We start from the raw sequence: 229 nt of genomic DNA, 5'->3' as shown, positions 1-229 counted from the left end.
CAACACCGGCGGCGAAACCAAGATCGTCGGCGTGAGCCATGACATCGAACAGTAAAATACCCTGGTGGGAGCCAGCCTCGGCTTAATGCTGTCGCCGCAGTTCGGCGGCCTGGTGGCGTACAGAGACACGGTGTCGGAGCGCACCTGATCGCCGGATGTCAACACCTGGACCCTGCGCATGCAGAACGTCTGGTAGACGCCCGCCACGCCCGTTCTGCGCCAAACCCGC

At 63.3% G+C, this 229-nt stretch carries 1 pseudogene; it reads left to right on the top strand.

Annotation, left to right across the window (positions count from 1 at the left end):
• Positions 1 to 148: pseudogene (locus M2D63_RS26235) on the top strand (transporter); the annotation flags it as partial.
• Positions 149 to 229: the final 81 nt, after the last annotated feature.

Origin of the sequence: Pseudomonas sp. BJa5 (assembly GCF_030272875.2) — a bacterium.
GTDB lineage: Bacteria > Pseudomonadota > Gammaproteobacteria > Pseudomonadales > Pseudomonadaceae > Aquipseudomonas.
The sequence above is the reverse complement of the archived record's forward strand: the minus strand, read 5'-3'. Positions and strand labels throughout refer to the sequence as shown.